The organism is Streptomyces sp. NPDC058683 (assembly GCF_042716195.1).
GTDB lineage: Bacteria > Actinomycetota > Actinomycetes > Streptomycetales > Streptomycetaceae > Streptomyces.
Map to the genome: position 1 here is coordinate 19,257 of NZ_JBHXSK010000058.1, position 25,124 is coordinate 44,380.

Annotated in this window: 22 protein-coding genes; 11 read left to right on the top strand and 11 right to left on the bottom strand. The window is 71.4% G+C overall.

Translation table 11 applies throughout. The features are described 5' to 3' along the window. The 9 genes from sigJ to ACFWXC_RS43565 form a co-directional block, all read right to left on the bottom strand. Entirely contained in the window at positions 1 to 894 is an 894-nt protein-coding gene (gene sigJ / locus ACFWXC_RS43525) for an RNA polymerase sigma factor SigJ (protein ID WP_384488129.1), read from the bottom strand. Between the two features lie 112 nt (positions 895 to 1,006). After that, on the bottom strand, positions 1,007 to 2,308 hold the full coding sequence (locus tag ACFWXC_RS43530) for an alpha/beta fold hydrolase (protein ID WP_384488131.1): 1,302 nt from the start codon (positions 2,306 to 2,308) through the stop codon (positions 1,007 to 1,009). A gap of 97 nt (positions 2,309 to 2,405) precedes the next feature. Then, complete coding sequence (locus tag ACFWXC_RS43535; RefSeq protein ID WP_360493814.1) at positions 2,406 to 3,431, bottom strand: LacI family DNA-binding transcriptional regulator; 1,026 nt, start codon at positions 3,429 to 3,431, stop codon at positions 2,406 to 2,408. Between the two features lie 101 nt (positions 3,432 to 3,532). Continuing rightward, entirely contained in the window at positions 3,533 to 4,945 is a 1,413-nt protein-coding gene (locus ACFWXC_RS43540) for a BNR repeat-containing protein (protein WP_384488134.1), read from the bottom strand. 26 nt (positions 4,946 to 4,971) lie between these two features. Continuing rightward, entirely contained in the window at positions 4,972 to 5,292 is a 321-nt protein-coding gene (locus ACFWXC_RS43545) for an L-rhamnose mutarotase (protein ID WP_384488136.1), read from the bottom strand. 17 nt (positions 5,293 to 5,309) lie between these two features. After that, positions 5,310 to 6,392, bottom strand: coding sequence for a rhamnose ABC transporter substrate-binding protein (rhaS, locus tag ACFWXC_RS43550; protein WP_384488138.1), 1,083 nt, complete (start codon positions 6,390 to 6,392; stop codon positions 5,310 to 5,312). Positions 6,393 to 6,510: 118 nt separating this feature from the next. Beyond that, positions 6,511 to 7,488: an ABC transporter permease gene (locus tag ACFWXC_RS43555; protein WP_384488140.1), complete on the bottom strand. Its 978-nt coding sequence runs from the start codon at positions 7,486 to 7,488 to the stop codon at positions 6,511 to 6,513. After that, positions 7,481 to 8,554: an ABC transporter permease gene (locus ACFWXC_RS43560; protein WP_384488142.1), complete on the bottom strand. Its 1,074-nt coding sequence runs from the start codon at positions 8,552 to 8,554 to the stop codon at positions 7,481 to 7,483. The genes ACFWXC_RS43555 and ACFWXC_RS43560 overlap by 8 nt, the downstream gene beginning before the upstream one ends. Before the next feature lie 28 nt (positions 8,555 to 8,582). Further along, the gene (locus tag ACFWXC_RS43565; RefSeq protein WP_384488144.1) at positions 8,583 to 10,100 is read right to left on the bottom strand and encodes a sugar ABC transporter ATP-binding protein; all 1,518 of its coding nucleotides are present in this window, start codon (positions 10,098 to 10,100) and stop codon (positions 8,583 to 8,585) included. A 256-nt stretch (positions 10,101 to 10,356) separates the two neighbouring features. Between ACFWXC_RS43565 and rhaI the strand changes: the two genes are divergently transcribed. Continuing rightward, complete coding sequence (rhaI, locus tag ACFWXC_RS43570; protein WP_384488146.1) at positions 10,357 to 11,517, top strand: L-rhamnose isomerase; 1,161 nt, start codon at positions 10,357 to 10,359, stop codon at positions 11,515 to 11,517. Positions 11,518 to 11,829: 312 nt separating this feature from the next. Here rhaI and ACFWXC_RS43575 read toward each other — a convergent pair whose 3' ends face one another. Then, complete coding sequence (locus ACFWXC_RS43575; RefSeq protein ID WP_384488148.1) at positions 11,830 to 12,441, bottom strand: TetR/AcrR family transcriptional regulator; 612 nt, start codon at positions 12,439 to 12,441, stop codon at positions 11,830 to 11,832. Between the two features lie 149 nt (positions 12,442 to 12,590). Between ACFWXC_RS43575 and ACFWXC_RS43580 the strand changes: the two genes are divergently transcribed. From ACFWXC_RS43580 to ACFWXC_RS43590, 3 genes are all read left to right on the top strand, one after another. Beyond that, entirely contained in the window at positions 12,591 to 12,968 is a 378-nt protein-coding gene (locus ACFWXC_RS43580) for a hypothetical protein (protein WP_384488150.1), read from the top strand. Positions 12,969 to 12,990: 22 nt separating this feature from the next. Next, positions 12,991 to 13,503 carry a nuclear transport factor 2 family protein gene (locus tag ACFWXC_RS43585; RefSeq protein WP_384488152.1) on the top strand — a complete coding sequence of 171 codons (513 nt, stop codon included), beginning with the start codon at positions 12,991 to 12,993 and terminating at the stop codon, positions 13,501 to 13,503. A 187-nt stretch (positions 13,504 to 13,690) separates the two neighbouring features. Further along, entirely contained in the window at positions 13,691 to 14,512 is an 822-nt protein-coding gene (locus ACFWXC_RS43590) for an SDR family NAD(P)-dependent oxidoreductase (RefSeq protein ID WP_384488154.1), read from the top strand. Between the two features lie 66 nt (positions 14,513 to 14,578). Here the strand turns inward: ACFWXC_RS43590 and ACFWXC_RS43595 are convergent, their stop codons facing one another. After that, positions 14,579 to 16,240, bottom strand: coding sequence for a GMC oxidoreductase (locus tag ACFWXC_RS43595; protein WP_384488156.1), 1,662 nt, complete (start codon positions 16,238 to 16,240; stop codon positions 14,579 to 14,581). A gap of 302 nt (positions 16,241 to 16,542) precedes the next feature. Here ACFWXC_RS43595 and ACFWXC_RS43600 point away from each other — a divergent pair, with 302 nt between their 5' ends. The 7 genes from ACFWXC_RS43600 (at position 16,543) to ACFWXC_RS43630 (ending at position 25,122) form a co-directional block, all read left to right on the top strand. After that, the gene (locus ACFWXC_RS43600; protein WP_384488212.1) at positions 16,543 to 17,172 is read left to right on the top strand and encodes a TetR/AcrR family transcriptional regulator; all 630 of its coding nucleotides are present in this window, start codon (positions 16,543 to 16,545) and stop codon (positions 17,170 to 17,172) included. Positions 17,173 to 17,471: 299 nt separating this feature from the next. Continuing rightward, positions 17,472 to 19,511: a bifunctional aldolase/short-chain dehydrogenase gene (locus ACFWXC_RS43605; protein WP_384488158.1), complete on the top strand. Its 2,040-nt coding sequence runs from the start codon at positions 17,472 to 17,474 to the stop codon at positions 19,509 to 19,511. Beyond that, positions 19,508 to 20,953, top strand: coding sequence for a rhamnulokinase family protein (locus ACFWXC_RS43610; protein ID WP_384488160.1), 1,446 nt, complete (start codon positions 19,508 to 19,510; stop codon positions 20,951 to 20,953). The genes ACFWXC_RS43605 and ACFWXC_RS43610 overlap by 4 nt, the downstream gene beginning before the upstream one ends. Positions 20,954 to 21,024: 71 nt before the next feature. Further along, the gene (locus ACFWXC_RS43615; protein WP_384488162.1) at positions 21,025 to 21,780 is read left to right on the top strand and encodes a (Fe-S)-binding protein; all 756 of its coding nucleotides are present in this window, start codon (positions 21,025 to 21,027) and stop codon (positions 21,778 to 21,780) included. Then, complete coding sequence (locus tag ACFWXC_RS43620) at positions 21,777 to 23,255, top strand: LutB/LldF family L-lactate oxidation iron-sulfur protein (RefSeq protein WP_384488164.1); 1,479 nt, start codon at positions 21,777 to 21,779, stop codon at positions 23,253 to 23,255. Before ACFWXC_RS43615 ends, ACFWXC_RS43620 begins: the two co-directional genes overlap by 4 nt. Further along, positions 23,252 to 23,911 (top strand): lactate utilization protein C, encoded by a 660-nt coding sequence (locus ACFWXC_RS43625; protein ID WP_384488166.1) that lies wholly within the window; start codon positions 23,252 to 23,254, stop codon positions 23,909 to 23,911. Before ACFWXC_RS43620 ends, ACFWXC_RS43625 begins: the two co-directional genes overlap by 4 nt. A gap of 56 nt (positions 23,912 to 23,967) precedes the next feature. Beyond that, positions 23,968 to 25,122 (top strand): ABC transporter ATP-binding protein, encoded by a 1,155-nt coding sequence (locus tag ACFWXC_RS43630; protein WP_384488168.1) that lies wholly within the window; start codon positions 23,968 to 23,970, stop codon positions 25,120 to 25,122. Positions 25,123 to 25,124: the final 2 nt, after the last annotated feature.

A 25,124-nucleotide genomic window follows, 5' to 3' on the forward strand; every position in this document is an offset into this window, starting at 1 on the left:
TCACATCTCCAGGGCGGGCAGGTCCAGGCGTGCGAGCCGCTCGGGGTCGGCGAGGATATACATCTCGGTGATGCGGCCGTCCACGACGGTGACCGCCGAGACCGACAACGGGCGTCCCTCGGGCATGGTGACCACGCCGACCGTGCCGTTGACGAGCACGAGCCGCGACCAGACCGAGAACTGCCGGAAGGTGAAGGCCCCTTCGGCCACCGACCGGGCCCCGCGCAGCACCTTGGAGGCGGCCGCGCCCCGCACCAGCGCGCCCGAGTCCACGCGCAGCACCACATCGGGGTGGAGCACCGCGACCAGCGCCTCGAAGTCACCGCCCCGGGAGGCGGCGAGGAAGGCTTCCAGCGCCTTGCGCTGCCGGCCGAGGTCGGGGTCGGCCGACGGGGTGGCGCCCTGCACCCGGCGGCGGGCCCGGCTGGCCAGCTGGCGGGTCGCCGCCGCACCGCGTTCCACGATCGGCGCGATGTCGTCGAAGGGCACCGCGAACATGTCGTGCAGCACGAACGCCAGCCGCTCGGCGGGCTCCAGCGTCTCCAGGACGATCAGCAGGGCGAGACCGACCGAGTCCGCCTCCAGCACCTCCTGTTCGGGGTCGACGCCGGACAGCGGCCTGACCACCGGGTCCGGGACGAACGTCTCGTCCATCGACTGCTCGCGCCGGGCCGTACGGGAGCGCAGCATGTCCAGGCAGACCCGGCCGACCACCGTGGTCAGCCAGCCGCCGAGGTTGCGGATCTCGTCCGCGTCGGTGCGTCCGAGCTTGAGCCAGGCCTCCTGGACCGCGTCCTCGGCCTCGGCGAGCGAGCCCAGCATCCGGTAGGCCACCGCGCGCAGCCGGTCGCGGTGCTCCTCGAAGCGGCGGGCCAGCAGTTCCGTGTCGTTCATCCGTCTCCCCGTTCGTCGGCCGGGGCGCGCGGCGGTGGCCGGGCGTCCTCCCCGCGCACTGTCTTACCAGGAGGTGCGGACACCTCCTGTCCGCTTTCTCCGTCGCGGGGTGTCAGACCTCGTCGCGGGCGAGTGCGAGGAGCCGGTCCAGGACCCGCGGGGCGCCGGTGCGCAGTCCGTCGTGCTCGAACTCGTCGGTGACCCAGGTACGCAGCCCCCGGACGGCCCGGGCGGTCCGCAGCGAGTGCCCGGCGTCGACGTACATGTCGTCGTGGTAGACGGCGGCGGCGACCGGGACCTCGTTGGCGGCGAGCCGGGCCGGGTCGTACAGCGGCTGCCAGTCGGTGCGGGCGGCGAGCAGTTCGGCGGTCTCGCGCAGCGGGCGCAGGGACGGGTCGGTCTCGAACATCCAGGGGTGGACCGTCTCGCCGGTGAACAGCACCGGGGCGTCGTCGGCGACCGCCTTGGCCGCGTCGAACTGCGGGAACTCGGCGCGCACCCGCTCGGCCGCCCAGGCGGTGGGGCGGGTGTCCTGGCCGTAGGACGGCTCGTGGACGAGGGCGTACAGCGGGTTGCTCGCGTACGACAGGAGGGCCTGGGCCTGTTCCTGGAAGGCGTCGGAGAGTTCGGAGCCGGCCGGGGTGCGGACGAAGGCGTCCTCCAGGAGGAAGTGCAGGCGGTGGCTGCCGTCGCTCATGCCCAGCATCAGGCCGAGGGACTGGAAGGCCTCGACGGTGAGCCGGTAGCCGTTCGGCAGGACCACCTGGTGGTCGAGGAGGTGCTCGGCGATCCGCCGGACCCGCTCGACGTCCATCGGGTAGCGGTCGTAGTGGGCGGTGACCTTGCGTTCGATGCGCGGGTAGGCGGCCCGGTAGACGTCGTCGGCGTGCGCGTCCAGGGACGGCAGGCCGCCGGTGATGAGCGAGGTCCGGAGGCCTTCCGGGAAGAACGACAGGTACGTCACCGTGCAGAAGCCGCCGAAGCTCTGGCCGAGGGTGGTCCAGGGGGCGCCGCCGGTGAGCTGCGGGCGGATCGCCTCGCAGTCCCGGACGATCGAGTCGGCGCGGAAGCGGGCCAGGTGGTCGGCCTGGGCGGCCGGGCCGCCGCGCAGCGGGAGCGTCTGCCGGTTGACCGGGGTGGAGCGGCCGGTGCCGCGCTGGTCGAGAAGCAGGACGCGGTACTCCCGCAGGGCCCGGTCGAGCCAGGCCTGCCGTCCGACGAAACGATTCGCCCCGAATCCCGGACCGCCCTGCAGATAGAGCAGCCAGGGCAGCTCGTCGTCCGCCTTGTCGCTCGCGACCGCCTCCCGGGCGTACAGCTCGATGGTCTCGCCGTCCGGGTCCGCGTGGTCCAGCGGGACGGTGAAGTGGCGGTCGGTGAGGACGACGCCGGGCTGGCGGTAGCTGAGGCTCAACGTTTCTCCCGGGACGGATTGACGGTCGCGACCCAGTTCAGCACACGTCCGGGGCCCCTTCGCCCCCGGGATCATGAAATCGTTACTGAATAACCGATCAGCGGGCGGCGAGGCTGGAGCGGCGCACCACCAGTTCCGGCTGGAGCACCACCCGGCGGTGCTCGTGCGCCGCCTGTCCCTCCCGTTCCTCGGTCTCCTCCAGGAGCAGGTCGGCGGCCATGGCGCCCATGGTGACGGCCGGCTGGCGGACGGAGGTGAGCGGTACCGCGGCCGCGGCGGCGAACTCGATGTCGTCGTAGCCGACGATCGCCAGGTCGTCCGGGACGACCACCCCGGCCGCGTACATGGCCTGGAGGACGCCGAGGGCGAGCAGGTCGTTGGCGCAGAACACGGCGGTGGGCCGGTCGGCGAGGCCGAGCAGCCGGGCCCCCGCGTCCCGTCCGGCCGCGACGTCGAGACGCTCCGTCGGCAGCTCGCGCAGCGCGTCGGGTCCGAGGCCCGCCTCGGCGAGGGCGTTCAGGGCGCCGGTGCGCCGGTCGCGGACCTGGTTGAGCCCGGGCGGTCCGCTGACGTAGGCGATGGACCGGTGCCCGGCGTCCACGAGGTGACGGACCGCGAGGGCCCCGCCCGCCACGTCGTCGACGCTGACCGAGCACTCGGTGGTGCCCTCGGCGACCCGGTCGACCAGCACGAAGGGGATGCCGTGCCGGCGGAAGGTCTCGATGTTGCGGCCGGTGGCGTCGGCCGGGGTGAGCAGGACGCCGCGCACCCGCTGTTCGGCGAAGAGCGCGAGGTAGTCGGCCTCCTCACCGGCGTTCTGGGCACTGTTGCAGACCATCACACCGACCCCGGCCTGCCGCGCCGCCCGCTCGGCGCCCCGGGCCACGTCCACGAAGAAGGGGTTGCCCATGTCGAGGACGAGCAGGCCCATGATCCGGCTGCGGCCCGCACGCAGCTGACGCGCGGACTCGCTGCGGACGTAGCCGAGCCGGTCGATCGCCGACTGCACCCGCGCCCGGGTCTCGCCGGCGACGGTGTCCGGGCGGTTGATGACGTTGGAGACCGTGCCCACCGAGACTCCGGCGGCGCGGGCGACGTCCTTGATACCCACCGACTGGGCCATCGGGAGAGACCTCCAGGGAACCGTGGACGGCACCTTCACAGCACGGAAGGGCACATCCGGAAGGGCTTCACATTACGACATGCCTCGGACACCGGCCCGGGTCAGCCGGGCAGGGCGAAGTCGACGACATGGAGCGCCGAGGGGGTCGTACCGCTCGACGCCTCCTGGTACATGAACGACAGCACGTGGTCCGCCCCGATCCGCGTCTCGTCGATCACGACCTCGCCGAAGGCGTTCAGCCCGCCGCCGTCGTACAGCAGGGCCCAGTCGGTGTATCCGGAAGCCTTGGACGCGCCGGCGATCCGGCCGTAGGGGAACACCGCGTAGGCGTTGTCGTACCTGTCCAGGACCAGCTTGGTGCGCTGGCTGGAGTTCAGGGGTACCGGGATCTCGGTCTTCTGCCAGGTGCCGGAGGAGTTCTTGCGGACGTGGAAGGCACGGCCGTTGGCGGTGCGGTCGCCGACATAGTTCGTGGTGCACTGGCCGAACCGGCCGGGCACGTAGCTGATGACCGCGTGCGGAAGGCCGGCGGAGTCGGTCCACTGGCTCTCCTGGTTCATCAGGGAGTGGTCCGGGTCGAGCGGGTCGACGACGAGACCCGGGTCGGTGACGGTGACCGTGTCCGAGGTGCCGGTGGTGGCGACCAGGGCGCCGGCGTCGTTGCGCCAGGTGCGGCCGCGGTCGGTGGAGTAGACGTAGCCGGTGTCGTGGTTGGTGATGCCGCCGCTGTTGCACATCACGGCGCCGCTCTGCTCCCTCCAGGTGAAGAAGGCGTGCAGCCGCCCGTCGACGTCGTAGTCGATGCCGTGCAGATACATGTTCCGGGCGGTCGACGAGCCGTGCGCGCTCGTGTACGTCCCGCCGGCCCCGGTCCACTCCCCCAGCACGGTCCAGCGCGAGCCGTCGTACTCGGCGAGGGCGTTGCGGCCGTTCCCGGAGATCCCCACCCGATAGCTCAGCTGAAGCCTCCCCTCGGGCGTGGAGACGAACTGCGGGTAGGTGAACTGCGAGGTCGGCGACACCCCGTCCAGCGATGTCTGTACGGCCCCGAAGGCGGCCGACGTCCACGCCGTGGAACCGGGGTCGTCCAGCAGCCCGGCGACCGACTTCACGTAGAAGAAGCCGTCGCTGTGGGAGTCCATGTTGATGTGGAGGCGGCCGTCGACCTGGGAGACGCCCATGGAGATGACGTTGTGGGAGTCGCTCGACTTGAGCTGGTGGGCGAGGGTGACGGTCGCCCATGACGACCCGCCCAGCACCCGGCGCCCGATCACCGCGGCGCCGGTCGAGGTGTACCAGCCGGCGTACTGGTACCCCCGGTAGGTGAACAGGCCGTTCTTCTGGAAGGAGTTGTTGTTGACCAGGCCGTCGTAGGAGACGAAGTAGACGGCCTGGGCGTCGAGTCGGCTGGTGCTCTTCCTGGTGACGGAGGGGCCGGGGTCGGCGGCCCGTGCGATGCCCGGCGTTGCCACGCCGGCCAGTATGGCGGTGGTGAGCACGGTACGGCGTCTCATGAGCGGCTCCTGGGCGAGGGGACGGTTCAGGCGAGGTGGAACACTTCGGTGAGCGGCTTCATCGCCTCGTCGGGCCGGGTGCCGTCCGAGGACTCGAAGAACGGCCCCATCTCGGCCTGCCAGCGGGCGTTGACCTCGGTGGCCGCCATGCCGGCGCGGGCGGCCTCGAAGTCCTCGGTCTCCAGATAGCCGACGAGCAGGCCGTCGTCGCGCAGGAAGAGCGAGTAGTTGTGCCAGCCGGTGGCGGAGAGCGCCTCGCGCATCTGGGGCCACACGGCGGCATGGCGTTCGCGGTACTCGGCGATGCGGTCCTGCCGGACCTTGAGGAGGAAACAGACGCGCTGCATCAACGCCCCCTGGGGTCCTAGAAGTTGAAGTGGCCGATGTTCTTCGCGTCGAACACGGTCGGCTTGCCGAGGGTGATCACGCCGTCCTTGCCGATGGTGTACGTGGTGGAGCCGGCCTTGAAGGTCTCGCCCTCCTTGCCGGTGATCTGCCCGGAGGCCAGGGCGACGGCGGTGCGGGCGGCGAGGTCGCCGAGCTTGGCCGGGTCCCACAGCTCGAAGGCGTCGACGGTGCCGTTCTTCACGTACTGCCGCATGTCGTTGGGGGTGCCGAGCCCGGTCAGCTTGACCTTGCCCTTGTACTTGGAGCCGGACAGGTACTGGGCGGCCGCCTTGATGCCGACGGTGGTCGGGGAGATGATCCCCTTGAGGTCCGGGTACTGCTGGAGCAGGCCCTGGGTCTGCTGGAAGGACTGCTGGGCGTCGTCGTTGCCGTAGGCGACCTTGACCAGCTTGACGTTCTTGTACTTCGGGTCCTTCAGCTCCTCCTTCATGAACCCGATCCAGGTGTTCTGGTTGGTCGCGGTCTGCGCGGCGGACAGGATCGCGATCTCGCCCTTGTACCCGATCTGCTCGGCGAGCAGCTGCACCTCGGTACGGCCGAGGTCCTCGGCGCTGGCCTGCGAGACGAAGGCGTTGCGGCAGCCGGCGTTGGTGTCGGAGTCGTAGGTGACGACCTTGATCCCGTTGCTCATGGCCTGCTTGAGCGCGGTGCACAGGGCGCCGGGGTCCTGGGCGGACACGGCCATGGCGTCGACCTGCTGCTGGGTGAGGGTGTTGACGTAGGAGACCTGCCCGGAGGTGTCGGTGGCGCTGGAGGGCCCGACTTCCTTGTACTTGGAGCCCAGCTCGGTGAGCGCCTTCTCGCCGCCCTTGTCGGCGGAGGTGAAGTAGGGGTTGTTGACCTGCTTGGGCAGAAAGCCGACGGTGAGGCCCTTCTTCAGCGCCGCGTTCGGATCGGCCTTGGCGGTGGAGGTGGCCGCCGCCGAATTGTCACTGCCGGAGTTGTCCTTCGTGGTGCCACCACAGGCGGTGGCGGCGAGAGCGAGGGAGGAGACAGCGGCGAGGGTCACACAGGCACGCCGGAGGGATGACTTACTCATGGTGGGTTCCTTCTTGAGTAACCGCTTTGGAAGCGCCCCCGTTTGGGGGCGCTGGGGGTACCCCCGGCCGAAGGCTGGGGGAGGAACTGCGCGACCAGCCACACACGGCCCGCAGTGATCAGACGGCCTTCGCCGCCCTGTGCCGAGCCGACGAGATCTGCCGGGCAACCCGAGGCCCAAGCACCGAGACGACGAGCAACACACCGGTCACAACAATCTGAGACTGCGCGGACACATTCAGCAGACTCATCACGTTCTGCAACGCCCCGAGCAGAAACACCCCGGCGATCGCACCGCCCAGCGTGCCCCGGCCCCCGTCGAAGTCGATTCCGCCGAGCAACACCGCGGCCACGACGCTCAGTTCGAGCCCCGTCGCGTTGTCGTACCGCGCACTCGCGTAGTGCAACGCCCAGAAGATCCCGGTCAACGACGCCATCAACCCGGTGGCGACGAACAGGATCAACTTGTTCCGCTTCACCCGGATCCCCGCGAACCGCGCCGCCTCCTCACTCGCCCCGGTGGCGAACAGCGACCGCCCGAACGGCGTGGCATGCAGCACCACCACGGCGACCACGAGGAGCACCAGGAACGGCAGGAAGGCCCGCGGCAGGAAGGAGTCGCCGAGCCGGCCCGCCGCGAAGTCGAGGTACTGCGTGGGGAAGTCGGTGACCGCGTCCGAGCCGAGGACGATCTGCGCGATGCCCCGGTAGGCCGCGAGCGTGCCGATGGTGACGGCCAGCGACGGCAGCCCCAGCCGGGTCACCAGCAGCCCGTTGACCAGCCCGCAGACCACCCCCAGCAGCAGGCACAGCGGGATGATCGTCTCGATCGCCATGCCCTCGTTCCAGAGCCTGCCCATGACCGCGCCCGAGAGCCCGGCGGTCGACGCGACCGACAGGTCGATCTCGCCGGCGACGACCAGCAGTGTCATCGGCAGCGCGACCAGGGCGATCGGAAGGGTGTTGCCGATCAGGAACGACAGGTTGAGCGAGTTGCCGAAGCCGTCCACGAAGCCGAAGGAGAACAGCAGCAGGACGACCAGCAGGGCGCCGACGACGGTGTCCCAGCGAATCGCACGCGTCAAGGACTCAGGCATGGCTGGTGCTCTCCTTGCTCGTCGCGGTCCTCTTGAGGGCCGACTTCTTCTTCAGCGCGGCCGCCACCCGCAGCGCCACGACCCGGTCGACGGCGATGGCGAGCAGCAGCAGGAAGCCGTTGATGGCGAGGACCCACACCGAGCTGACCCCGAGAGCCGGCAGCACGCTGTTCACGGAGGTCAGCAGCAGCGCGCCCAGCGCGGCGCCGTACACGCTCCCGGAGCCGCCCGTGAAGACCACGCCGCCGACCACCACGGCGCTCACGACGGTGAGTTCGAAGCCGTTGCCGGTACCGGAGTCGACGTTGCCGAAGCGGGCCAGGTACATGGCCCCGGCCAGCCCGGCGAGGGCACCGCAGAAGGTGTACGCGGTGAGGATCCGCTTGCGCACCGGGATACCGGCCAGCCGGGCGGCCTCCGGGTTGGAGCCGAGGGCGTACAGCTCCCGCCCGCTGCCGAAGTGTCTGAGGTAGTAGGCGGTGGCGACCAGGACCGCGAGGGCGATGAGCGCGAGCCAGGGGACGGCCGACAGCCCGCCCGAGCCGAAGTCGTTGAACCCGCCGGGCAGATCCGCGGCCGTGATCTGCCGGGAGCCGACCCAGATGGAGTCGACGCCCCGGATGATGTACAGCGTGCCGAGGGTGACGACCAGCGCGGGCACCTGGCCGAGGCTGACGAGAAGTCCGTTGAGCAGTCCGCAGCCGATGCCGAGCAGCACGGCCAGCACGATCGCGACGACCGTGTTGCCGCCGCCGTGCAGATAGTCGCCGGCGGCGAAGGCGGTGATGCCGAGCGTGGAGCCGACGGACAGGTCGACGTTCCTGGTGATCACCACCAGGGACTGGCCGGTGGCGACCAGCACCAGGATGGTGGCGTTGAGCAGCAGGTCCTTGATGCCCTGCTCGGAGAGGAACTCGCTGTTGCCGGCCTGGGTGACGGCGATCATCGCCAGGAAGACGACCAGGATGGCGAGTTCGCGCATCCGGAAGACACGGTCGACGAGCCGGGTCCCGCTGGACTCGGGCGCCTCGGCGACGGAGGTCTGTTCGGAGGTGGTCACCGTCATGCGGCGGCCCTCCCCACGGCGGTGGTCGTCATGCGGCGGCCCTCCCGGTCGCTGCGGCCATCACGGTTTCCTCGGTGGCGTCGGAGCGCGGGATCTCGGCGGTGATCCGGCCCTCGTGCATCACCAGCACGCGGTCGGCCATGCCGAGGATCTCGGGCAGGTCGGAGGAGATCATCAGGACGGCGACCCCGTCGGCGGCCAACTCGCCGAGGAGGCGGTGTACTTCGGCTTTCGTACCGACGTCGATGCCCCGGGTCGGCTCGTCGACGATCAGCACCTTCGGTCCGGTAGCCAGCCATTTGGCGAGGACCACCTTCTGCTGGTTGCCGCCGGACAGGGTCGAGACCGCGTCGGCGATCCGGGCGTACTTCACCTGAAGCCTGACCGCCCAGTCGAGGGAGCGGCTGCGCTCGGCGCCCCGGTCCATCAGGCCTGCCCTGACGGTCGTCCGCAGTCCGGTCAGGCCGATGTTGCGCTCGATGGACATGTCCATCACCAGGCCCTGGGCGCGCCGGTCCTCGGGGACGAGGGCGAGCCCGGCGGCCATCGCCGTGGAGGGGGCGCCGTTGGTGAGCTTGCGGCCCCGCACCTCCACCTCCCCCGCGTCCCAGCGGTCGACGCCGAACACGGCCCGCGCGACCTCGGTCCGGCCGGCGCCGACCAGTCCGGCGAGGCCGACGATCTCGCCGGAGCGCACCTCGAAGGAGATGTCGGTGAAGACACCCTCCCGGGTCAACCGCCGTACGGAGAGGGCTACTTCACCCGTCGGCAGGTCCTGTTTGGGGTACAGCTCGTCCAGGTCGCGGCCGACCATCCGGCGGACGAGGTCGTCCTCGGTCATGCCGTCGACGGGCTCGCTGGCGATCCGGGCGCCGTCCCGGAGGGTGGTGACCCGCCGGCAGATCTGGAAGATCTCCTCAAGGCGGTGCGAGATGAAAAGCACCGCCGCGCCCTGGTCGCGCAGGGTGCGGACGACACCGAAGAGGCGGGCGACCTCACTGCCGGTCAGGGCCGCCGTCGGCTCGTCCATGATCAGGACCCGGGCGTCGAAGGAGAGCGCCTTGGCGATCTCCACGATCTGCTGGTCCGCGATGGACAGGCCACGGGCCGGGCGGTCGGGGTCGAGGGCGACGCCGAGCCGTTCCATCAGGGCGGCCGTGGCCGCGCGGGTGGCCTTGTGGTCGATCCGGCCCAGCGCCCGCCGGGGCTGACGGCCCATGAAGATGTTCTCGGCGATCGACAGGTCGGGGAAGAGCGTGGGTTCCTGGTAGATCACGGCGATTCCGGCGTCGCGGGCGTCGCCGGGGCCGTGGAAGACGACGGGCTCGCCGTCGAGCAGCACCTGACCGGCGTCCGGTCGGTGCACCCCGGCGAGGGTCTTGATCAGCGTCGACTTGCCCGCGCCGTTCTCCCCGGCGAGGGCGTGCACCTCGCCGGGGAACAGCTCCAGGGAGACGTCCCGCAGGGCGCGGACGGCACCGAAGGACTTGGAGACGTCCTTCAGCGCCAGCACCGGGGCCGGTCCCGTGTCGGACGGGTGGGTCATGGGGGCTCCTCGACGACACCGGCGAGACGGTCGGCCCCGGCTCCACGGCGTCGTGAAAGGTTTCAACTGGATTGCCGGGACCGTAGGCACCACGGGCATGTCACGTCAATGGGTCCGTATCGAAAAAATTTCGATAGCCTAAGGTCACGGCGGAGTCACGGAAAACCAGGTTGGCCGGAGTGCTTGACACCCCTTCGAGAGGCTCATACTTTGCCGTCCTGAATCGTTTCACCGTACATACTCCAGGAGCCCCGAAGTGACCGACCTCGCCGCGGTGAAGGCCGCGCTGAAGACCCAGGCCGTCGAGACGCCGTCGTGGGCGTACGGAAACTCGGGGACCCGATTCAAGGTGTTCGCCCAGCAGGGCGTGCCACGCTCGGCGAAGGAGAAGCTGGACGACGCGGCGCAGGTCCACGCGATGACCGGGGCCGCTCCGACGGTGGCGTTGCACATCCCCTGGGACCGGGTGGACGACTACGCGGACCTGGCGGGACACGCCGAGAAGCGCGGGCTGAAGCTGGGGGCGATCAACTCCAACACCTTCCAGGACGACGACTACAGGCTGGGCAGCATCTGCCATCCGGACGCGGCGGTGCGCCGCAAGGCCGTCGGCCATCTCCTTGAGTGCGTCGACATCATGGACGCGACGGGGTCCCGCGACCTGAAGCTGTGGTTCGCGGACGGCACCAACTACCCCGGGCAGGACGACATCCGGGCGCGCCAGGACCGGCTCGCGGAGGGGCTGGCCGAGGTATACGCGCGGCTGGGCGAGGGGCAGCGGATGCTGCTGGAGTACAAGCTGTTCGAGCCGTCCTTCTACACGACCGACGTACCGGACTGGGGCACGGCCTACGCCCACTGTCTGAAGCTGGGGCCGCAGGCACAGGTCGTGGTCGACACCGGGCATCACGCGCCGGGCACGAACATCGAGTTCATCGTCGCCACGCTGCTGCGGGATGGGAAGCTCGGGGGCTTCGACTTCAACTCGCGGTTCTACGCGGACGACGACCTCATGGTGGGGGCCGCGGATCCGTTCCAGCTGTTCCGGATCATGTGCGAGGTCGTGGGCGGGGGTGGGTTCACCTCCGAGGTGGCCTTCATGCTCGATCAGTGCCACAACATCGAGGCGAAGATCCCGGCGATCATCCGGTCGGTGATGAATGTGCAGGAGGCCACGGCGAAGGCGTTGCTGGTGGACCGGGAGGCCTTGACGCAGGCGCAGCTCTCCGGGGATGTCCTGGGGGCCAACGCGGTGCTCATGGACGCCTACAACACGGATGTACGGCCACTGCTGCGCGAAGTACGCGAGGAGACGGGGCTGGACCCCGACCCCGTCGCCGCGTACGCCCGGTCCGGCTGGGCCGAGAAGATCGCCGCCGAGCGCGTCGGCGGACAGCAGGCCGGCTGGGGGGCGTAGGTATCTGCTGCTACGCGCCCTGTCGCGAACGGCGGGCCGCTCGCGGCCGGTCGCAGCCACGCGGCGGCGCCGCGTGTCGACACCACCCCGGATCACGGCCGGTGGCCAGGCCGGTGCGGTCTACGGCCGCCGGAAGGCGCGGCGGCCCGGGCATGACGGCCCTCGGTCCCGAACGGCTCGCCGCCGACGAGGAGTTGGCCACCGCCTGAGACCGGCGCGCCGCGCGGCCGGCGCCGGTCGGCGGCGGCACCCGAGGCGTGGTGGTTGAAGGGGATCGTCTCGCCCGGGTCGATGCCCCTGTCGAGCAGCCGGTCACGCGTCCGGCGCGGCGGCCCCTCCGGTGCCGAGGGGGCGCAGCATCCGGAGCACCATGTCCACGGTGCGCTCCACGGGACGCTGCCGCGTGGTGACGTTGAGCAGGAGCGTGCGGGCCAGAACAGCGCCCAGCAGCATGTCGAAGACGTCGTCCGGGTCCACGGCGGGGTCGACGCTTCCGGGCGGTGCGGCACGCAGGATCTCCTCGAACTGCGGCCGGGCCGACACCCGCAGATCCAGTTCCGGCGGACGGGGGCGCCGCGACGCCTGGTGGTAGGCGAGGAGGCCGGCCGCGGCCGCACGTGCCGCCGGCGCGTTGAAGGCGGCCAGATAAGCACGGATGAACCGGCGGACGTCGCCGCGGAGATCTCCCGTCGGCCGGACGCCCAGTGGGCTGAGCCCGGGGAACGTGGCTTCCTCGATCAGTTCGATCCGGGACGGCCAGCGCCGGTAGATGGCGGACGCGTGCACGCCCGAGTGCTCGGCGACGGCCTGGATCGTCGTCGCCTCGAAGCCTCGCCCGACGAGCAGTTCACGCGTGGCCGCGAGAGCCCGTTCGTCGATGCTGGTGTCCCGTGGACGGCCCGGGCGACGGCGAGACTCGGTCATGCCGGCCATCGTAGTGACCTGGTGCGCTCCCGGCCCGCTCCCGTAATTTCAGGAGACGGTCTTCTATAACTCGCCGCGCGTCGCTAGAGTCCCCTGGCGGACGGGCCCCGGTCGGGGACGTGCCCTGGGGCCGCGAAGTGGAGAAGCCGATGCGGGCTGCTGTGCTGCGAGGCGGGACGGTCGAGGCGCGGATCGTCGACGACCCGGTTCCCGGACCGGGCCAGCTCCTGGTCCGGTCGCTCGCGTGCGGGATCCGCGCGTCGGACCTGCACTTCATGGACCACCCGGAGGCGGGCGCCGACGACGACAGCGGGATGTCGACGTACGACCAGGACGTCGACATCGTCATCCAGTTCGGCGGCGGCCCGTCGATGGCCGACTGGGACGAGGCGTTCGAGGCGGTCCCCTCGGGCGGCCTCGGCGTCGGTCCGCTGCTCGGCGGAACCGTCGGGCTCGACGAGGTGCCCGCCGCACTCGACGCCGCACGCGACGCGAACGGGCCGGCCCGCATCGTCGTCGTGCCCTGACCCGACTCCAGAGAGGGCCCACATGAGTGAGATCGACGCATTACGCGTCACCGTCGAGCGGCTGGCGGCACAGGTCCGCCGCCTTCAGGACCAGGTCGACATCATGCAGCTCGTCGCGCAGTACGGGCCCGACGTCGACAGCGGCTCGGGGGAGGCCGCGGCCGGCCTCTGGACCGACGACGGTGTCTTCGACGCCGTCCCGCACCTGCGGATGGAAGGCCGGGAGGACATCGTCGGCATGGTCCACGGCGCCGGCCACCAGAGCGTGATCGGCAACGGCTGCGGTCATGTCCTGACCGTGCCGCACGTCGTCGTCGACGGCGACGAGGCCACCGGCCGCAGCCACGCGCTGCATCTGCGCTGGGACGCCGACGCCGGCCGCTTCTGGGTCTTCCAGGTCTCCGCGAACACCTGGCGCTGGGTGCGTACCACGCGCGGCTGGCGCATCGCCGAGCGGATCAACGCCAACCTCGACGGCTCCCCCGGCCCCCGCGAGATGCTGGCGCCGCCGCCCGAGTCCGGCCGTACGCAGTGAGGATCGGACTCGTCGGAGCGGGCCGCATGAGGCAGCCGACGGCCGGCCGGTGACGGCCGCGGGTTACGACGTCACCGTCCTGGTACGCCGTCCGCAGGCCCGTCGGGGCGGTCCCGGCGTCGGACGCGGTCGGGAAGCAGGTGCTGGAGCCGGCCGATGCGCCGGAGAAACCTTGAGGGAGACGACTTTGACCAGCGCAACCAGCGCATACGGCCCCTGGGGCATCGTCGCGGGCGGGTCCGACGGAGTCGGTGTCGCGTTCGCGCACGGAATGGCGTCCCGGGGCATCAACGTCGTACTGGTGGCCCGACGGGTCCCCGTACTGGAGGCGGCGGCGGACGACATCCGGTCCCGGCACGGTGTCGAGGTCCGCACGGTGGCGCTCGACCTCAGCGCCTCGGGCGCCCTGTCGGAACTCGAAGCCGCCACCGCCGGCCTGGAGGTCGGACTCCTCGTCTACAACGCCGGTGCCGACACCCGCAACGTCGACTTCCTGGACAAGGACCTCGGCACCCACCTGGAACTGGTCCACCGCAACTGCACGGCGGTACTGGAGGCGGCCTACCGTTTCGGCGCCCCGATGGTGGCGCGGGGCAGAGGGGGCATGGTGCTGGTGACCTCGGGGGCGGCCTGGGCGGGCGGCGCCACGCTCGCCGCGTACGGTGCCTCCAAGGCGTTCGACCTCGTCCTCGCGGAGAGTCTGTGGGCGGAGTGGCGGGGCAAGGGTGTGGACGTCCTGGGGCTCGTGCTCGGCAGGACCGACACCCCGTCCCACCGCCGGACGCGCGCAGCGGACGGCGAGTCGTACGGCGGTGACCTCGCCGACCCCTACGACGTCGCGGAGGAGGCGCTCGCCCACCTCGCCGACGGCCCCACCTGGATCCACGGCAGCCCGCGCCCGACCGGTGGTTCGCCGTTCGGCGCGCTGAGCCGCCGCGACGCCGTGCTCGCCATGAGCCGGGGCGCGGCCGCGAGCCGGGAGGAGAGCGAGAGCGGCGCCGGGCGCTGAGCGGAGATCACGGCCCCCGTGTCAGACCGTCTGTGGGCCGCGGCTCGCGCCGCTGCCGGACATCTGTCAGAAGACGCGTCCGAGGTCCTGCCGGACGACGGTCCGCATGCTGTGTTCGGCGAGGGCCGCGATGGTCATGGACGGGTTGCAGGCGCCGGTGGAGCCGGGGATGCGGGCGCCGTCCAGGACGTAGAGGCCCTGGTGACCGAGGACGCGGCCGGTGAGGTCGACGGCGTCGCCCATGGGGACGCCGCCGAGGGGGTGCCAGGTCGAGGGCGCGCCCGCGTTGGTGTCGATCATCATGCCGCCGCCCGCCGCGGCGATGGCCCGCATACGGGCCGCGATCAGCTCCTGCAGCGCCGCGTCCGCGTCGGTGGGCCAGGTGAGCACGGCGTCGTCGGTGCCAGCGTCGTAGGCCCAGGTGCCCGCGCCGTCGACGATGCCGAAGCCGACCACGGTCAGCGCCGTGACGCCGGCCTGCTGGATCGGGGAGCCTGCGTGGACGACGGTGAGCGGGATGGAGCTCGTGGGGTCGCTGCCGCCGACACAGGCAGGGCCGCCCTGCGCGGTTCCGGCGTCACCGGTGGGGTTGATCCAGGCCCAGATCCGGTCGCCGTTGTTGCCCCACCCGGTGCCGATCGCGTCGGGCAAGTCCGGGACCAGCCCCTTGGCGCGGGACTTGACCAGGAGACGGGTGGTGCCGGGCGAGCCGGCGTTGAGGAAGACGGCGTCGGCGGTGACACGGATCCGCTCCTGGACGGCGCCGCCGGTGTCGATCCGGTCCACGGACAGCACCCAGCGCTTGTTCGCGTCCATCGCGAGATCGCGGACGACGTGCAGGGGCGCGACCTCGACCAGACCGGTGGACTCCGCCTGGGCGAGGTAGGTGACGTCGACGGAGTGCTTTCCGCCGTTGTTGACACCGAAGGCGATGTCGCTGGTGGTGTAGGTCGCCTCGTACCGGCCGGTCAGCTCGCCCCGGACGTAGCTCCAGTCGATCGGCAACGGCACCTTGAACGGCGTCAGGCCCGCGGCGGGGGCGACGTCCTGGAAGAGGCGGGAGGACTTGTAAGGGTCGGAGGCAAGGATGTCGTAGGGGATGGTGGAGATGCCCAGCATCCGGGCGACGGTGGGGTACGCCCACAGGTTCAGGTCGTCGTAGAGACCGGCGGCCAGCGGGATCGAGGTGGCGAAGTCGGCCTTGGCCGGCTGGAGGGTCATGCCGTGGTACATGATCGAGCCGCCGCCGACCGCGGCTCCGCACATGGCCGTCATGCCGTTGCCGGTCACGGCTTCGAGGACGCCGGTGTAAGGCGTCCACGTCTTGTCGACGCCGCCGACGATGGCGTGGTCGGTCAGCCAGGCGGAGCGGTTGTCCATGGTGGCGAAGCGGCAGAAGGTGGTGGCGTTCGGGCCGGTGACCCAGCGTCGGCCGCGTTCCAGGACCAGGGTGGACACCCCGGCCTGGGCCAGCCGCAGCGCGGTGACGCCACCGCCGAACCCGGTGCCCACGACCACGGCCCGCTCCCGACGTTCCGTCACGGAAGCGGAGACGGATGTGGATTCGGAGGCGGAGGCGGGCGCCGCCGAGGCCGCCTCGGTCGTGGCCGATGCCTGGCCGGCGCCGGTCACGGTCCCGCCGAGCGCGGCTGCGCCGAGAGCTGCCGCACCGAGCACCTGACGGCGGCTCAGGCCGGCGGCGGGGCGGGGGGAAGAGTTGTCGGACATGAGACTCCCGTCGGGAGGGCCGCTCGTGGCCGCGGGCTCACGAGGCCCGGACTGTGGGGGGGTGGCTCATTGCTGACCGCCGAGGTGTGCGCACTCGGTCGGCCCGAAGTCGAGATTGGCATGCACATGACTTACGAGGATGAAGGCACCGTAGCATCGCCTGTCGCACTGCGCCACAAAGTCGCAGTGCGACATGAATTAGGATCACTCCATTCCGTGGCGAGGAGGGGCGAGTGGGCGGGCAGGCCGGTGGCCGCACGGGGCGACCGCCGCTGGCGGAGCGGCGCCGCGAAGCGACGCGCATGGAGATCGCCGACGAGGCGGTCCGGCTCTTCGTCACCCAGGGCGTGGCCGCGACCACCGCGGAGGACATCGCCTCGGCCGCCGGAATCTCCACCCGCACCCTGTGGCGGTACTTCCGCTCGAAGGAGGAGTGCGCACGCCCTCTGCTCACGGCCGGTCTGGACATGGTGACCGAGCGCCTGCGGGACTACTGGAGGGGCGGCAGCTCCCTCACCCAGGCGATGCCCAGCGCCGAGGACCCCGGCGTGATCGGCACCCGGCACCTGGAAGCCCTGCGCGACCTCGTACGGCTGAGCCGTGACGAGCCCGGACTGCGCGCCATCTGGCTGGAGACGCACTTCGACGCGGAGGCCGTGTTCGCCCGGGCGATCGCCGAGGGCAGCGACCGCTCGGAGCACGACCTCGCGGTCCGCCTGGAGGCGGGCATGCTGAATGCCGCACTGCGCATCGCGGTCGAGGACTGGGCCCTGCGGCCCGACGAGCCGGACGGCCGTCCGCTCGGCGAAACCCTCGCACACGCGCTGCACGTGATGACCGAACTCCTTGATGCCGAGCCGCCCGTGACGGCCGGACAGAAGCCGAAGCGGACGAACCGCTTCCCGGCAACGGGAGTGAACCCCGGGCGGTAGCCGCCGGAAGGCGCGCCGCACGACACGGCGATGAATCGTTTCACGATTTCACAAGGGCCGACCCACGCCTCCTGGAGAGGGCCGACGCGGGGCGTCCCCCGTTCGCGAGTCGACCCAGACACGCGTGCACACACATCTTGACGTCGCCAGAGCGCTGCGGATAAGTTCCCCGAGACATGATCTGAAACGATTCAAGCAGTCTGTCACCGCCCAGGCCGGTCCGGATGGATGGGTGGGCCGAGAAGATCGTCGCCGAGCGCGTTGCCGTCCCGTTTCATCGCAACCCACTAGGAAGCCCCATGACCGTCCACCCCGAAGCCGCCGCTCTCCTCGACCGCTCGCATCGGCTCGGCGCTGATCCCCGTAACACCAACTACGCCGGCGGGAACGCCTCCGCCAAAGGCACTGCCACCGATCCCGTCACCGGTGGCGATGCCGAGCTGATGTGGGTGAAGGGTTCCGGTGGGGACCTTGGCACCCTCACCGAGTCCGGGCTCGCCGTGCTGCGGCTCGACCGGCTCCGGGCGCTCGCCGGTGTCTATCCGGGCGTCGAGCGCGAGGACGAGATGGTCGGCGCCTTCGACTACTGCCTGCACGGCAAGGGCGGGGCCGCGCCCTCCATCGACACGGCCATGCACGGACTGGTCGACGCCCCGCACGTCGATCATCTGCACCCGGACTCCGGGATCGCGCTGGCCTGTGCCGCCGACGGGGAGAAGCTGACCGCCGAGTGTTTCGGGGACTCGGTGGTGTGGGTGCCGTGGCGGCGGCCCGGGTTCCAGCTGGGGCTCGACATCGCGGCCGTGAAGGCCGCCAACCCGCAGGCGATCGGGTGCATCCTCGGCGGGCACGGGATCACCGCCTGGGGAGACACCTCCGAGGCGTGCGAGCGCAACTCGCTCCACATCATCCGCACCGCCGAGGCCTTCCTCGCCGAGCGCGGCAGGGCGGAGCCCTTCGGGCCCGTCGTCGAGGGGTACGGTCCGCTGCCGGAGCCCGAGCGGCGGGAGCGGGCCGCCGCCCTCGCGCCGTACGTCCGTGCCGTCGCTTCCCAGGACCGGGCGCAGGTCGGACACTTCACCGACTCCGACGTGGTCCTCGACTTCCTGGCCCGGGCCGAGCATCCGCGGCTCGCGGCGCTGGGGACGTCGTGCCCGGACCACTTCCTGCGGACCAAGGTACGGCCGCTCGTCCTCGACCTGCCGTCGACCGCGCCCCTCGACGAGGCCGTCGCCCGGCTCAAGGAGCTGCACACGGCGTACCGCGAGGAGTACGCCGCCTACTACCGGCGGCACGCCCTGCCCGACTCCCCCGCCATGCGCGGCGCCGACCCGGCGATCGTGCTGGTGCCCGGCGTCGGCATGTTCAGCTTCGGGAAGGACAAGCAGACGGCCCGGGTCGCGGGCGAGTTCTACGTCAACGCGATCAATGTGATGCGCGGGGCCGAGGCCGTGTCGGCCTACGCGCCGATCGAGGAGTCGGAGAAGTTCCGGATCGAGTACTGGGCGCTGGAGGAGGCCAAGCTCCAGCGGATGCCGAGGCCGAAGGCCCTGGCGACCCGGGTGGCGCTGGTGACGGGGGCCGGCAGCGGGATCGGGAAGGCGATCGCGCACCGGCTCGTCGCCGAGGGGGCCTGTGTCGTCGTGGCCGATCTCAACGCCGAGGGTGCCGCCGCCGTCGCGGAGGAACTCGGCGGGCCGGACAGGGCCGTCGCCGTCACCGTCGACGTGACCGACGAGGAGCAGATCGTCGCCGCCTTCCGGGCCGCCGTGCTGGCCTTCGGCGGGGTCGACCTCGTCGTCAACAACGCGGGGATCTCCATCTCCAAGCCCCTGCTGGAGACTTCGGCGAAGGACTGGGACCTCCAGCACGCCATCATGGCCCGCGGTTCGTTCCTGGTGTCGCGCGAGGCGGCCCGGGTGATGATCGCCCAGGGGCTCGGTGGTGACATCGTCTACATCGCCTCCAAGAACGCCGTGTTCGCCGGGCCCAACAACATCGCCTACTCGGCCACCAAGGCGGACCAGGCCCATCAAGTACGGCTGCTGGCCGCCGAGTTGGGCGAGCACGGGATCCGGGTCAACGGGGTGAACCCCGACGGTGTGGTGCGGGGGTCGGGGATCTTCGCCGGCGGGTGGGGGGCGCAGCGGGCCGCCGTGTACGGGGTGGAGGAGTCGAAGCTGGGCGAGTTCTACGCCCAGCGGACCATCCTCAAGCGCGAGGTGCTGCCCGAGCATGTGGCGAACGCCGTGTTCGCCCTGACGGGCGGGGAGCTCACCCACACGACCGGGCTGCATGTGCCCGTGGACGCGGGTGTGGCGGCCGCGTTCCTGCGATGACCGGCCCCCGGTCCTATGCGGCGGTCGACCTCGGCGCGTCCAGTGGGCGGGTCATGGTCGGCCGCGTCGGGCCCGACTCGCTGGAGCTGGCCGAGGCGCACCGGTTCGCGAACCGGCCGGTGCGGGTGCCGGAGGGGCTGCGCTGGGACGTACTCGCCCTGTACGCCGGGGTGCTGGAAGGGCTCAGGGCGGCCGGGAGGGTGGACTCCGTCGGGCTCGACAGCTGGGCCGTGGACTACGGGCTGCTGGACGCCGACGGGGCGCTGCTGGGCAACCCCGTGCACTACCGGGACGCCCGCACGGAGGGCGTCGCCGAGAAGGTGTGGGCGACCCTGCCGGCGGCGGAGCTGTACGCCCGCACCGGGCTCCAGTACGCGCCCTTCAACACCCTCTACCAGCTGGTGGCGGCGCGTGCCGGCGCCCAGTACACCCACGCCGAGCGGCTGCTGCTCATCCCCGACCTGCTGTCGTACTGGCTGACCGGCGAGCAGGGCACCGAGCTGACCAACGCCTCCACCACCCAGCTGATCGATCCCCGGACCCGCGACTGGTCGTACGAGGTGGCGGACCGCGTGGGGATCGACCTCGGGTTGTTCGCGCCGCTGCGGCGGCCCGGGGATCCGGCCGGGGTGCTGCGCCCCGAGGTCCTCGAGGAGACCGGGCTGGCCGGGCCGGTGCCGGTGACCGCCGTCGCCTCGCACGACACCGCGTCGGCGGTGGCCGCCGTACCGGCGGTCGGTGAGCGGTTCGCCTATATCTGCACCGGCACCTGGTCGCTGGCCGGGCTCGAACTGGCCGCGCCCGTACTGACCGAGGAGAGCCGGGCCGCCAACTTCACCAACGAGCTGGGGCTGGACGGCACGGTCCGGTATCTGCGCAACATCATGGGGCTGTGGCTGCTCCAGGAGTCCGTACGGGCCTGGGGCGACCCGGATCTGGGCGGGCTGCTGCGGGAGGCGGCCGGCGTGCCGGCGCTGCGCTCGGTGGTGGACGCGGGGGACGCGGAGTTCCTGGCCCCCGGCCGGATGCCCGAGCGGATCGCCGAGGCGTGCCGGGCGTCCGGGCAGCCGGTGCCGCGGACGCCCGCGGAGATCACCCGGTGCATTCTCGACTCCCTGGCACTCGCCCACCGGCGGGCCGTCACCGACGCACAGCGGCTCGCCGATCACCCGGTGGACTCGGTGTACGTGGTGGGCGGTGGCACCCGCAACGCGCTGCTCTGCCAGCTCACCGCCGACGCCTGCGGGCTGCCGGTGGTGGCGGGTCCGACGGAGGCGGCGGCCCTCGGGAACGTGCTGGTCCAGGCCCGTGCGCACGGTCTCGTCGGCGACCTCGCCGACATCCGGCGGCTGGTCACCCGCACCCAGCCGCTCACCCGGTACGCGCCGCGCGGCGACACCGCCGGCTGGGCGGCGGCCGAGGCACGACTCGCCACACGGTGAACCGGGACTCCCGCTGATCGCACCGGCCCATTACGCTGCACTCATCCGATGATCGACCGCGAGGAGCCGCGATGCGTGTCGCCCTGTTCCTGACCTGTGTCAACGACACGCTCTATCCGGACACGGGCCGTGCCGTCGTGAAACTACTGACCAGGCTGGGCGTCGAGGTCGACTTCCCGATGGCACAGACCTGCTGCGGGCAGGCCCACTACAACACCGGGTACCGCCATGAGGCCGAGCCGCTGGCCCGGCATTTCTCCGATGTCTTCGGGGAGTACGAGGCGATCGTGACGCCGTCCGGCTCGTGCGGGGCGATGGTGCGGGAGCTGTATCCGAGGATGGGCGAGCGGGCCAGGGCGGAGGGGCGCGGGAGCGGTCTCGCGCTCGCGCTGGCGCCGGTGGTGCCGAAGACGTACGAACTGACCGAGTTCCTGGTGGACGTGCTCGGAGTGACGGACGTGGGGGCTTACTACCCGCACACGGTGACCTATCACCCGACCTGTCACGGGCTGCGGAGTCTGGGGCTCGGCGAGCGGCCGCGCCGACTGCTCCAGGCCGTGAAGGGACTGGAACTGGTGGAGTTGCCGGGGGCGGAGGAGTGCTGCGGCTTCGGCGGCACCTTCGCGGTCAAGAACGCCGACGTCTCGGCGGCGATGGGGGCCGACAAGGTGCGCAACGCCGAGTCGACGGGCGCGGAGGTGCTGTGCGCGGCCGACAACTCCTGTCTCATGCACATCGGCGGCACCATGACCCGGCTCGGCACCGGCATGCGGCCGGTGCACATCGCGGAGATCCTGGCGAGCACGGAGGAGGAGCCGGCCGTATGAGCGGAACGTTCGTGGGAATGCCGGCCTTCCCGAAGGCCGCGCACGATGCCGTCAACAACCCGACCCTGCGCGGGAATCTGCGCCACGCCACGCACACCATCCGCGCCAAGCGGGCCAAGGCCGTCGCCGAGGTGTCCGACTGGGACGCGCTGCGGGAGGCCGGCAAACAGATCAAGGACCACACGCTCCGTCATCTCGACCGCTATCTGGTCCAGGTGGAGGAGGCGGTGACGGCGGCCGGCGGTACCGTCCACTGGGCGACGGACGCCGACGAGGCCAACCGGATTGTGGCCGACCTGGTCAAGGAGACCGGTGAGTCGGAAGTCGTGAAGGTCAAGTCGATGGCCACCCAGGAGATCGGGCTGAACGAGGCGCTGGAGGCCGAGGGCATCCGGGCCTACGAGACCGACCTCGCCGAGCTGATCGTGCAGTTGGGCAAGGACCGGCCCTCGCACATCCTGGTGCCGGCGATCCACCGGAACCGGGGGGAGATCCGGGACATCTTCCGGCGCGAGATGGGCGAGTGGGGGCGCCCCGCGCCCGAGGGCCTCACCGACACCCCGGCCGAACTCGCCGAGGCGGCCCGGCTCCACCTCCGCGAGAAGTTCCTGCGCGCCAAGGTCGGCATCTCCGGCGCCAACTTCATGGTCGCCGAGACCGGCACCCTGGTCGTGGTCGAGTCCGAGGGCAACGGCCGGATGTGCCTCACCCTGCCCGAGACGCTGATCTCGGTCGTCGGCATCGAGAAGATCGTGCCGACCTGGCGGGACCTGGAGGTCTTCCTGCAGACCCTGCCCCGTTCGTCGACCGCCGAGCGGATGAACCCGTACACCTCGACGTGGACCGGCACCACCGACGGGGACGGCCCCCGGACCTTCCACCTGGTACTCCTCGACAACGGCCGCACCGACACCCTCGCCGACGAGGTCGGCCGCCAGGCGCTGCGCTGCATCCGCTGCTCGGCCTGCCTCAACGTCTGCCCGGTGTACGAGCGGGCGGGCGGGCACGCCTACGGCTCGGTCTACCCGGGCCCCATCGGCGCGATCCTCAGCCCGCAGCTGCGGGGGACGGCGAGCGAGATCGACGCCTCGCTGCCGTACGCCTCGTCGCTGTGCGGGGCCTGCTACGAGGTGTGCCCGGTCGCCATCGACATCCCCGAGGTGCTGGTGCATCTGCGGGAGCGGGTCGTGGAGGGCGGCGAGGCGGTCAGGAACGGCAACAAGGTGCTGCTCAAGCCTGCCAAGGGGCATGCGGCCGAGCGGGCGGCGATGCGTGCGGCCCGCTGGGCGTTCTCCCACCCGGCCGCCCTGCGCACCGGCCAGCGGCTCGCCTCGCGCAGCCGCCGCCTCCACCCCCGTACGCTGCCCGGCCCTGGCAAGGCGTGGAGCGCGACCCGGGATCTGCCGACCGTACCGGCGGAGCCGTTCCGGGACTGGTGGCAGCGGACCAACGGCGGAAAGGGCGGTGCGAAGTGAGCAGCAGGGAGCGGATCCTGGGAAGGGTGCGGCGCGCGCTGGCCGATGTGCCGGGCGAGGACGCGCCGGTCGAGCGGGCGTATCTGCGCGAGCACGGGGAGCGGAGCGTCGCCGAGACGGTGGAGCTGCTCGCCGAGAACCTGGCGGACTACCGGGCGCTCGTGCATCGGTGCGCGGAGGGTGAACTGGCCGCCCTGATCGGCCGGTTGGTCGCCGAGCGCGGGACCGGGACGGTGGTCGTGCCGGCGGGGCTGGACCCGGAGTGGCTCTCGGCGACCGATGCCGAGGTGTTTCCGGACCTCGCCGAGAGCACACCGCACCAGCTCGACGGGGTCGGCAGTGTGGTCACCGGGTGTGCGGTGGCGATCGCCGAGACCGGGACGATCGTGCTGGACGGCGGCCCGGACCAGGGTCGCCGCCGTATCACGCTCGTCCCGGACCATCACATCTGTGTGGTGCGGGTCCCGGACCAGGTCGTGTCGTCCGTGCCCCAGGCTCTGGAACGCCTCGACCCGGCCCGCCCGTTGACCTGGATCTCGGGGCCGTCCGCGACCAGCGATATCGAGCTGGACCGGGTCGAGGGGGTGCACGGTCCGCGCACCCTGGAGGTGGTCCTGGTCAGCGGCGGTCGGCCGAGCACCGAGGTCACCTCGTAGGTGTGCCGCCGCCGCTTCGGCGGGCGGGCCGCAAGGGGCGCGGCTAGCGTGAGGGAATGATCCGGTTCGAGCAGGTCACCAAGCGGTATCCGGACGGCACGACCGCCGTGGACGGCCTCTCCTTCGAGGTGGCGGAGGGCGAACTCGTCACACTCGTGGGCCCGTCCGGGTGCGGCAAGACCACCACGATGATGATGGTCAACCGGCTCATCGAACCGACCTCCGGCCGGATCCTCGTCGACGGTGAGGACATCGCCCGGGTCGACCCCGTTCGACTGCGCCGCCGGATCGGCTATGTCATCCAGCAGGTGGGTCTGTTCCCGCACCGCACGGTCCTCGACAACACCGCGACCGTCCCGGCCCTGCTCGGCTGGAAACGGGTCAGGGCCCGCAAGCGCGCCGCCGAACTGCTCGACCTGGTGGGCCTGGACCCGGGGACGTTCGGTCCGCGCTACCCGGACCAGCTCTCCGGCGGCCAGCGGCAGCGGGTCGGTGTGGCCCGCGCGCTCGCCGCCGATCCCCCTGTGCTGCTGATGGACGAGCCGTTCGGCGCGGTCGACCCGGTGGTGCGGGAGCAGTTGCAGGACGAGTTCCTCAGGATGCAGGCGGCCGTGCGCAAGACGGTGTTGCTGGTCACCCACGACATCGAGGAGGCGGTGCGGCTCGGCGACCGGATCGCGGTGTACGGGCAGGGGCGCGTCGAGCAGTACGACACGCCGGGTGCGGTGCTGGGGACGCCCGCCACGCCGTACGTCGCCGAGTTCGTGGGCGCGGACCGCGGGCTGAAGCGGCTGTCGGTGACCGAGATCGAGCCGGACGACCTGGAGCAGCCGCCGATCGCCCGCCCGGCCGAGTCCGCCGAGAGCGCCGCGGCCCGGTTGCGGGCGGAGGGCGCCCGCTGGGCGGTGGTCCTGGACACGCACGGCGACCTGCACGGCTGGGTGGGCCGGGACGAGTTGGCGGCCGGCGGCAGCGTCGGCGACCTCGCGCACCGGATGACCGCGTGGGTGCCGGTCGGCGCCCCGCTGAAGCAGGCGTTCGGCGTGATGCTCCAGTACGACGCCGGGTGGGTCGCGGTCCTCGACGGCTCGCGCTTCCTCGGCGTGCTCACCCCGGCCAAGCTGCACGAGGCGCTGCGCCGCTCGGTGGACGCGGACGCACGTGGTGTTTCGCGTGGTCAGGTGCCGTTCGACTCGGTCTCGGACGCCTGACC